Genomic DNA, 9104 nt, shown 5'->3' on the forward strand with positions numbered 1-9104 from the left:
TTGAGATGGTTTTTGTTCCGACGCGGGGGCGGGGTTTGACTCCGCCGCCGCGCCGGCGCAAGAAAAAATTGGCTTTTCGGTGCGAAACTGCTGGGGACGGCGGCATTCGCCGACAGGCAAACTGATCGAGACAGACGGGTGGGCATCTATCTCCCGATCGCGGAAATTTCCGTCAACGTCTTCGTGCTGCTGGCGATGGGCGCGGCGGTGGGTTTCCTGTCGGGCATGTTCGGGGTGGGCGGCGGCTTCCTCATCACGCCGCTCTTGATCTTCTACAACATCCCGCCGGCGATCGCGGTGGCCACCGGCGCCAACCAGGTCATCGCCTCCTCCTTCTCCGGCGCGCTGTCGCACTTCAAACGCGGCACGCTCGACTTCAAGCTCGGCGGCGTGCTGCTGGCCGGCGGCATCGTCGGCTCGACCGCCGGCATCTACGTCTTTGCGCTGCTGCGCCGGCTCGGCCAGTTGGACCTGTTCATCTCGCTGCTCTATGTCGCGCTGCTTGGCACCGTCGGCGGACTGATGCTGGTCGAGAGTGTCAACGCGCTGCGCGCCGCGCGCAGTGGTGCAGCGCCCGTGATGAAGAAATCCGGCCAGCACAACTGGATCCACCGGCTGCCGTTCAAGATGCGCTTCCGCGCCTCGAAGCTGTTCGTCAGCGTCATCCCCGTGCTTGGGCTCGGCGCGGCGATCGGCTTCCTGTCCTCGATCATGGGCGTCGGCGGTGGCTTCATCATGGTGCCGGCGCTGATCTACCTGCTCAAGGTGCCGACCAACGTCGTTATCGGCACCTCGCTGTTCCAGATCATCTTCACTTCGGCCTACACCACGCTGGTGCATGCCACGACCAACCAGACCGTCGACGTCATCCTCGCCTTCCTGCTGATGGCCGGCGGCGTTGCCGGCGCGCAATACGGCGCCAAGGCCGGCCAGAGGCTGCGCGGCGAGCAGCTGCGGGCGCTTTTGGCGCTGCTGGTGCTGGCCGTCGCCATCCGCCTTGCCATCGACCTCTTCGCGACCCCGCCCAATCCCTACTCGCTCTCCGCCGCGGGCCTGAGCTGATGGCGGGGTTGAGGGCGTTCGCAGCAACAATTTCGCTTTCGCTGTTCCTCGCCCTGTCGCCGGCGACGGCACAAACGCCGCCGCCCGCCGAAGGCATCCAGATCGGCCTGTCTACCGACGCCATATCGATCACCGCCGGCTTCTCGGGCGCCGACCTCACCATCTTCGGATCGCTCGAAAATCCCGACCCGCTGGTTTCGCGGCAGGGGCGTTACGACGTCGTCGTCGTGCTCGAGGGGCCGCCACGGCCGGTCGTGGTCCGCCGCAAGGACAGAGTGCTCGGCGTCTGGATCAACCTGGAATCGGAGACCTTCGAGAATGTGCCGGTGTCCTATTCGGTCGCCACGACGCGGCCCTTGCAGGACATTGCCGATCCGACCAAGTACAAGCAGCTCTCGTTGGGTTCACAGAACCTCTACATGAAGCCTGCCGACGAGACCGACAGCCCGGCGACGATCGAGGAATTCACGGCGGCACTGCGCGAGCGCAAGACGGCAGCCGGCCTCTACAGCGAGAATGTCGGCGGCGTGCAGTTCCTGTCGCAGAGCCTGTTCCGCGCCACCGTGCGGCTCGCGCCCAACATTCCGGTCGGCACGCACAAGGCGCGCGCCTTCCTGTTCAAGAGCGGCATGTTCGTGAAGGAAAGCTCCGCCCAGCTCGAAATCCGCAAGTCCGGTTTCGAACAGTCGATCTTCCGCGTCGCGCACGACTATTCCTTCCTCTACGGCGTGTTCGCGGTGTCGCTCGCCATGCTCACCGGCTGGCTCGGTCGGCTCGTCTTCCGCAAGGATTGATGCTCCCAGGGAAAATGGGAAGACCATTTTTCCCGTGAAAAGAGGGGTTCCCCTTTTCCCGGTTTTGCGATAAATCGCCGCCTCCCAAGTCAGGGGCAAGCACACACATTCATTTTTCGGCAGAGCGGTCCGGCCATCCGGATGACGGCGCATTTTCCGACGCCGGCGATCCGCTGCCGCGAAGCAATGACAGGAGGCTGCGATGCAATCGGCATTCGGCGGCATCGATTTCGGCACGTCCAATTCCACGGTGGGCGTGATCCGCGACGGCCGGGCGCGACTGGTGGCGCTGGAAGGCGAGCAGCCCACTCTGCCAAGCGCCGTCTTCTTCAACTTCGAGGACGGCCACACCTATTTCGGCCGCCGCGCGATCGCCGACTACACCGACAGCGTCGAAGGCCGGTTGATGCGTTCGCTGAAAAGCGTTCTCGGCAGTTCGCTGGCCAACGACAAGACGCGCATCAAGGCGCGCCTGATCGGTTTCACCGACATCATCGGATTCTTCATCAGCCATTTGAAGAAGCGGCTGGAAGAGGATGCCGGCGGCCCGGTCGAGCGGGTCGTGCTCGGCCGCCCGGTGCAGTTCGTCGACGACGATGCCGAGGCGGATGCGAAAGCTGAGGGCGAACTCGAAAAGGCGGCGCGCGCGCAAGGCTTCAAGCACATCGCCTTCCAGTTCGAGCCGATCGCGGCGGCGCTCGACTATGAACAGAACGTCGCGCGGGAAGAGCTGGCGCTGATCGTCGACATGGGCGGCGGCACCTCCGACTTCTCCGTCGTTCGCGTCTCGCCGGAGCGCGCCCGCTCGGACGACCGCAAGGGCGACATCCTCGCCAATCGCGGCATCCATATCGGCGGCACCGACTTCGACCGGCTGCTCAGCATCGCCAACGTCATGCCCGAGCTCGGCTATCTGACCCGGACCAAGGACCACAAACGCAATCTGCCGGCGAGCTATTTCATCGACCTCGCGACCTGGCAGCGCATCAACCTGGTCTACACCGCCAAGGCAATGTCGGATCTAAGGCAGATCCGCTTCGAGGCCGAGCGGGCCGACCTTGTCGACCGCTTCATCCATATTGTCGCGCATCGTTACGGGCATGCGATGGCCGGCCTGGTCGAACGGGCCAAGATCGCGCTCACCGACCAATCTTCGGCCGAAGTGAAGGTGTCGCTGCCCGGCGCGCGCTTCGCGGCCGGGATCACGCGCGCCGGCCTGGAAGAGACGATCGGGGCGGACATCGACCGGGTGACCGCAACGGTCAGGCAGACGATCGCCGACGCCGGCATTTCCGCTTCCGCCATCACCGCCGTGTTCCTCACCGGCGGTTCGACCGCAATCCCATTGGCAAAGCGGCGGATCCTTTCGCTGGTGCCGCAGGCCTCGGTCATCGAAGGCGACATGTTCGGCTCGGTCGGGCTTGGTCTTGCGCTGGATGCGCAACGGAAGTTCGCCTGAGGTTTCTTTTCTGGTGAAAGCCCGACGCTTGGTACCCGACAAAGACTGCCGTTTTGGGTGGTGAGCGGCCCCTCGGATGGGTGCGCCCGAATTGGCACGGACATTAGGGCGGAACCAAGTATAATGATCTGCCTAAGCTCGCAGGCAATCACCTGTGTTCTCGACGTTCAATTTGGCTGCAGAGCCGATGAGCCTCAATGTCGGGAGGACGAAAATGCGCCAGATCAAGTCCCTGATCCTACTGTCAATTCTTTCGCTAACGCCAGGATTGAGCATCGCGGCGGAAGAATTTCCCGCCGATACGCTTGTGATCCAGGCGGAAATCCAGAGAGGCGGCGATTTTATTGGGTTCGGGTTCAATTCCCTTTGGATGATGAGCGGCAGCCTCCTTGAGCGCGTCAACGCTGCGGACAACAGCGTCATCGATATCGACGTCAACGGCCGCGGTGGATCTCAAGCCCCCGGAATCGGCGAAGGTGCTGTCTGGGTGCCCGCGACGAGCAAGAAGATGATCCTCAAAGTCGACCCGATCGCCAATAAGCTGGTCCAGGAAATACCCGCCCAGATACTCAGCAACGAGGGGAGCATCGGCGTCGGCGAAGGCGGGGTTTGGGTCGTCACAGGGAAGGGCATCGGCAACACGACGCTGACTCGATTCAATTCCCGCAGTGGCGCTGTCGATGCGAATATTCATTTGCCGGCATTGAGCGCCGGCGTCGTCGTTGACTTTGGTTCCGTGTGGGTGACCGGTTTCGGCAACAGCGAGCTGTACAGGATCGATCCAAAAACCAACACGGTGATCTCGACCATCAAGCTTCACTCGTCGCCGCGCTTCATCGCTTCGGGCGAAGGCTCGATCTGGGTCCTCAATCAAGGCGATGGCTCGGTTCAGCGAATCGATGGAAAGACCGGCGAGCTGCTGGCGACGATTCAAACAGGCCTATCGGGCAGTGGCGGCGATATCGTTTGCGGCGGCGGCTATGTGTGGGTCTCGACGCCGGGAACGCCGGTCGCCCAGATCGATCCCAAAGCCAACACACTTGTCCGCAAGTTCAAAGGTAACTCGTTCGGCGACGCTATTCGTTACGGTGCCGGTTCGCTCTGGGTATCGGGATCGACCATCCACCGCATAGAGCCCCCAAAATAGAGAGCGCGTCCACCACTAGCCCCTGCCCGTTGACGACGCATGCGCCTTGCCGGTGAGATACGCCTTCAGCGCCATCTGCGCGAGGCTCGCCTGCCGGTCGCGGTGGGTGATCATGGCGAAATCGCGCTTCGGCAGATCGACCGGCACGGACCTGAGACTCCCCTCCGCCAGGGAGCGCGCGACGACCAGCTCCGAGATGATGGTGGCGCCGGCGCCGGCCTCCACCGCCTGACGCACCGCCTCGTTGCTGGGCAGGACCAGGAAGATCTGCAGTTCCGCCGGCGAGACCCCTTCGCCGCGCGCGAAATCCTCCAGCGCCTCGCGCGTGCCCGAACCGCCCTCCCTGATGATCCAGCGCAACGCCCTGATGTCGAGGTTTCCAGCCGGCGTCATCGGGATTTCGGGATGCGTGCGCGCCACCACCAGCATCATGCGATCCTCGTCGACCGTGACACGCCGCAGGATGTCGGACTCGGTGCGCCCTTCGACCAGGCCGAAATCGGCCCGGCCGTCCAGCACATTGGTCTCCACCTGCCGTGTGTTGCCGATGGTAACGCTGAGGCGCACAGCCGGATAGGCTTCATGGAACGCCGCCAGGCGCAGCGGCAGCCAGTAGCTGGCGATGGTCTGGCTGGCCGCTATCGACAGGCTGCCGGTAACCGTCTGCGACACGTGCTCCAGGACGTCGCGCGCAGCCGCCGCTCGCTCAAGGACCGCCTTGGCTTCGGGCAGGAAACGGTGGCCGGTCTGCGCGAGCTCGATGTTGCGCCCGACCCGGTTGAACAGGCGCACGCCATGCTGACTTTCGAGCGCGCGGATGGCCGCCGAGGCCGCCGACTGCGAGATGCCGAGCAATTCGGCCGCCTTGGTCATGTGGCCGTGCTCGGCGACGGCGACGAAGATGCGCAACTGATCGAGAGTCATGCCCAACTAAGAAGCAAAATCGATCAGAATTACAAGAGCCGCTTGTTAGACAGATCAATTGCTTTGTTCTAAGTTTTTGCCGGAAGTTGGAAAAATTTGGCATTTCGGCGGCCAAGGTTGGAAATGATCGGGCGCTTCAAATCCCTTTTCGCGCATTGGAGCCGCCGGCTGAAGCGGCAATTCGCCGGCGACCGCTACCATCCCGAGCTCCACTACATGCGCGGGCCGGGCCCTAAGACGAAAGCCAGAATGGCGAGCGGCAAGAGCGTTCGCGGATCATGAGCCGAACATCGCCGCGCGGCGCCAATTCCGCACCGTCCCAGCAGCCGCTGGCCGACAGCCAAGCGCCCCACGAGGGCGACGGCGTCGAGACCTCGCCAAGCGTCTCCGACCGCATCGCCAAGACCACCTGCTACATGTGCGCCTGCCGCTGCGGCATCGACGTCCATATCAAGGACGGCAAGGTGCGCTACATCAACGGCAACAAGGACCACCCGGTGAACCGCGGCGTGATCTGCGGCAAAGGAAGCGCCGGCATCATGCAGCACTACAGCCCGGCGCGGCTGAAGAAGCCGCTCAAGCGCACCGGCCCGCGCGGCTCCGGCGAATTCCGCGAGATCGAATGGGACGAAGCGCTCATCATAGCCACCGAGCGGCTGTCGGCGATCCGGCGCACGGACCCGAAGAAGCTTGCTTTCTTCACCGGGCGCGACCAGTCGCAGTCGCTGACAGGCTGGTGGGCGAGCCAGTTCGGCACGCCGAATTTCGCCGCGCATGGCGGCTTCTGCTCGGTCAACATGGCGGCCGGCGGCCTCTACACGATCGGCGGCTCGTTCTGGGAGTTCGGCGAGCCCGACTGGGACAACACGAAGTACTTCATGCTGTTCGGCGTTGCCGAGGACCATGATTCAAACCCGATCAAGATCGGCCTCGGCAAGCTGAAGGCACGCGGCGCCAAGGTGGTGTCGATCAACCCGTGCCGCACCGGCTACAACGCGATCGCCGACGACTGGATCGGTATCCGGCCGGGCACGGACGGGTTGTTCGTGCTCGCCCTCGTCCACGAATTGCTCAAGGCCGGCCGCGTCGATCTCGACTATCTGCTGCGCTACACCAACGCCGCCGGGCTCGTGATCCAGGAGGCGGGTGCTGCCGAGGACGGACTGTTCGTTCGGGACGGCAGCGGCGATCTTCTAGCCTGGGACAGGGGCGCGAAAGCACCGGTACGCGCAGCCGATCCCGAGGCAAGGCCGGCACTGACAGGCAGCTACACGGTCAATGGCCGCCACTGCGTGCCAGTGTTCCAGCTCATCGCCGACCGATACATGGACGACAGCTACTCGCCTGATGCAGTCGCAGAGCGCTGCGGCATCAGCGCCGATACGATCCGCCGCATCGCGGCGGAGCTGGCGCATGTCGCCTTCGAGCAGACGATCGAGCTGCCGGTCGCCTGGACCGACTGGGCGGGCCGGCGCCACGAGACGATCAAAGGGCGGCCGGTGTCGATGCATGCCATGCGCGGCATCTCGGCCCATTCCAACGGTTTTCATACCTGCCGTGCCATCCATCTGTTGCAGGTACTTCTGGGCACCGTGGACGTGCCCGGCGGCTTCCGCTTCAAGCCGCCCTATCCCCGTTGCGCGCCTCCGGGGCCAAAGCCGTCCGGCAAGAACGTCCGGCCGATGACACCGCTGGAAGGCACGCCGCTCGGCTTTGTCTGCGGGCCCGACGATCTGCTCGTCGACGAGGCCGGCCGGCCCACCCGCATCGACAAGGCCTATTCCTGGGAAGCGCCTTTGGCCGCGCACGGGCTGATGCACAGCGTCATCCGCAACGCCTGGGCGGGCGATCCTTACCCGATCGACACGCTGATGATGTACATGTCGAACATGGCCTGGAATTCCTCGATGAACACGGTCGAGACCATCGCCATGCTCACGGACAAGGATGAAGCCGGAAACTACAAAATCCCCTTCATCATCTATTCCGATGCCTACTATTCCGAGACTGTGCCGTTCGCCGATCTGGTGCTGCCCGACACCACCTATCTCGAGCGGCATGACTGCATCAGCCTGCTCGATCGGCCGATCAGCCATGCCGACGGGCCGGCCGACGCCGTCCGCCATCCGGTGGTGCAGCCGGACCGCGACGTGCGGCCGTTCCAGTCCGTGCTGATCGAGCTCGGCGCGCGGCTCGGCCTGCCCGGCTTCGCCAACGAGGACGGCTCGGCGAAATACCGCGACTATGCCGACTATATCGTCAACCACGAGCGCACGCCGGGCATCGGACCGCTGGCCGGCTGGCGCGGCAAGGATGGCGGCTCAATCGGTAAGGGCGAGGCCAATCCCGGGCAGTTGCAGCGCTACATCGACAATGGCGGCTTCTGGCATCACGCCTTTGCCGACGACCAGCGCTATTACAAGATGGCCAACGGCGCTTATCTCGACTTTGCCGTCCAAATGGGTTTCATCGCGAAGGCCGAGCCGATCGTTTTCCAGCTTTATTCCGAGCCGATGCAGCGCTTCCGGCTCGCCGCGCGCGGCCATGGAAAAGCGCAGCCGCCGGAAGCCGAGCGCGATCGGATCGAGACCTACATGGACCCGCTGCCTTTCTGGTACGCGCCTTTCGAGGACGAGGCCGTCGATCTGCAAAAATATCCGCTGCATGCGCTGACGCAGCGGCCGATGCACATGTACCATTCCTGGGGCTCGCAGAATGCATGGCTGAGACAGATCACCAGCCAGAACCGGCTGTTCGTGCACCGGGAGACGGCCGACGGACTCGGCCTTGCCGACGACGACTGGGTGTGGATCGAAAGCATCAATGGCCGTGTGAAGGGCCAGATCAAGCTGATCGACGGCGTGAACCCTGACACGGTCTGGACCTGGAACGCCATCGGCAAGCGGCGCGGCAGCTGGGGCCTGAAGGACGATGCGGCCGAGAGCAATCGCGGCTTCCTGCTCAACCACATCATCGGCGACCAGACCTCGGCCGACGCCAACGGCAAGCGCTATTCCAACTCCGATCCCGTCACGGGACAGGCGGCCTGGTTCGACGTCAGGGTTCGGATTGCCAAATGCGCGCCCGAAGAAGCCGGCTTCACCGAGCCGCAGTTCGAGCGGTTCCGGCAGCCGCCGCACGTCCCGGCCGTGCCCGAAATCCTTCGCTTTGGCGCCGAATTTCGCATGAAAAGGGAAGCCGCCGAATGACCTGCCTTCCCGCCCAAACCGAGAAGAAGCTCGGCCTCGTCATCGACCTCGATACCTGCGTCGGCTGCCAGGCTTGCGTCACCGCCTGCAAGGAATGGAACACCGGCGGCCATATGGCGCCGCTGACCGACACCGATCCCTATGGCGGTCATGCCGACGGCGTCTGGTTCAACCGCGTGCACGCTTATGAGCACGTGACCGAGATGGGCGGCCGCACGGTGAATTTCCCGCGCTCCTGCCTGCATTGCGAGCAGCCGGCCTGCGTCACCGTCTGCCCGACCGGCGCCTCCTACAAGCGCGCCTCGGACGGCATCGTGCTGGTCGACGAGGACAAATGCATCGGCTGCAAGCTGTGCAGTTGGGCCTGCCCCTATGGCGCGCGCGAGTTCGACACGGATGTCGGCGTGATGAAGAAATGCACGCTCTGCGTCGACCGCATCTACAACGACAATCTGGCCAAAGAAGACCGCGTGCCGGCCTGCGTCGCGGCATGCCCGACCAGCGCCCGG

General features: G+C 64.0%; 8 protein-coding genes. 6 read left to right on the plus strand and 2 right to left on the minus strand.

Features of this window, described 5'->3' with window-relative positions:
• Positions 1–138: 138 nt before the first annotated feature.
• The 4 genes from EOA29_RS16060 to EOA29_RS16075 all read left to right on the plus strand — a co-directional run bounded on the left by EOA29_RS16060 (position 139) and on the right by EOA29_RS16075 (position 4462).
• The gene (locus EOA29_RS16060; protein ID WP_126090304.1) at positions 139–1062 is read left to right on the plus strand and encodes a sulfite exporter TauE/SafE family protein; all 924 of its coding nucleotides are present in this window, start codon (positions 139–141) and stop codon (positions 1060–1062) included.
• Entirely contained in the window at positions 1062–1856 is a 795-nt protein-coding gene (locus tag EOA29_RS16065) for a TIGR02186 family protein (RefSeq protein ID WP_126090305.1), read from the plus strand. The genes EOA29_RS16060 and EOA29_RS16065 overlap by 1 nt, the downstream gene beginning before the upstream one ends.
• A 202-nt stretch (positions 1857–2058) precedes the next feature.
• A complete protein-coding gene (locus EOA29_RS16070; protein WP_126090306.1) occupies positions 2059–3315 on the plus strand; it encodes an Hsp70 family protein in 1257 nt (418 codons plus the stop codon).
• Between the two features lie 214 nt (positions 3316–3529).
• The gene (locus EOA29_RS16075; protein WP_126090307.1) at positions 3530–4462 is read left to right on the plus strand and encodes a hypothetical protein; all 933 of its coding nucleotides are present in this window, start codon (positions 3530–3532) and stop codon (positions 4460–4462) included.
• 15 nt (positions 4463–4477) lie between these two features.
• On the opposite strand, the gene EOA29_RS16080 is transcribed toward EOA29_RS16075, so the two are convergent.
• Positions 4478–5386, minus strand: a complete 909-nt coding sequence (locus EOA29_RS16080) for a LysR family transcriptional regulator (protein ID WP_126095646.1) — start codon at positions 5384–5386, stop codon at positions 4478–4480.
• Between the two features lie 54 nt (positions 5387–5440).
• Complete coding sequence (locus tag EOA29_RS41415; protein ID WP_189350384.1) at positions 5441–5587, minus strand: hypothetical protein; 147 nt, start codon at positions 5585–5587, stop codon at positions 5441–5443.
• 77 nt (positions 5588–5664) lie between these two features.
• Here EOA29_RS41415 and EOA29_RS16085 point away from each other — a divergent pair, with 77 nt between their 5' ends.
• Together EOA29_RS16085 and EOA29_RS16090 are read left to right on the plus strand one after the other, a co-directional pair.
• On the plus strand, positions 5665–8595 hold the full coding sequence (locus EOA29_RS16085) for a molybdopterin oxidoreductase family protein (RefSeq protein ID WP_126090308.1): 2931 nt from the start codon (positions 5665–5667) through the stop codon (positions 8593–8595).
• A partial coding sequence (locus EOA29_RS16090) for a 4Fe-4S dicluster domain-containing protein (protein WP_145969686.1) occupies positions 8592–9104 on the plus strand: 513 nt, incomplete at its 3' end. The genes EOA29_RS16085 and EOA29_RS16090, both read left to right, overlap by 4 nt.

Source organism: Mesorhizobium sp. M1E.F.Ca.ET.063.01.1.1 (assembly GCF_003998155.1).
Lineage (GTDB): Bacteria > Pseudomonadota > Alphaproteobacteria > Rhizobiales > Rhizobiaceae > Mesorhizobium.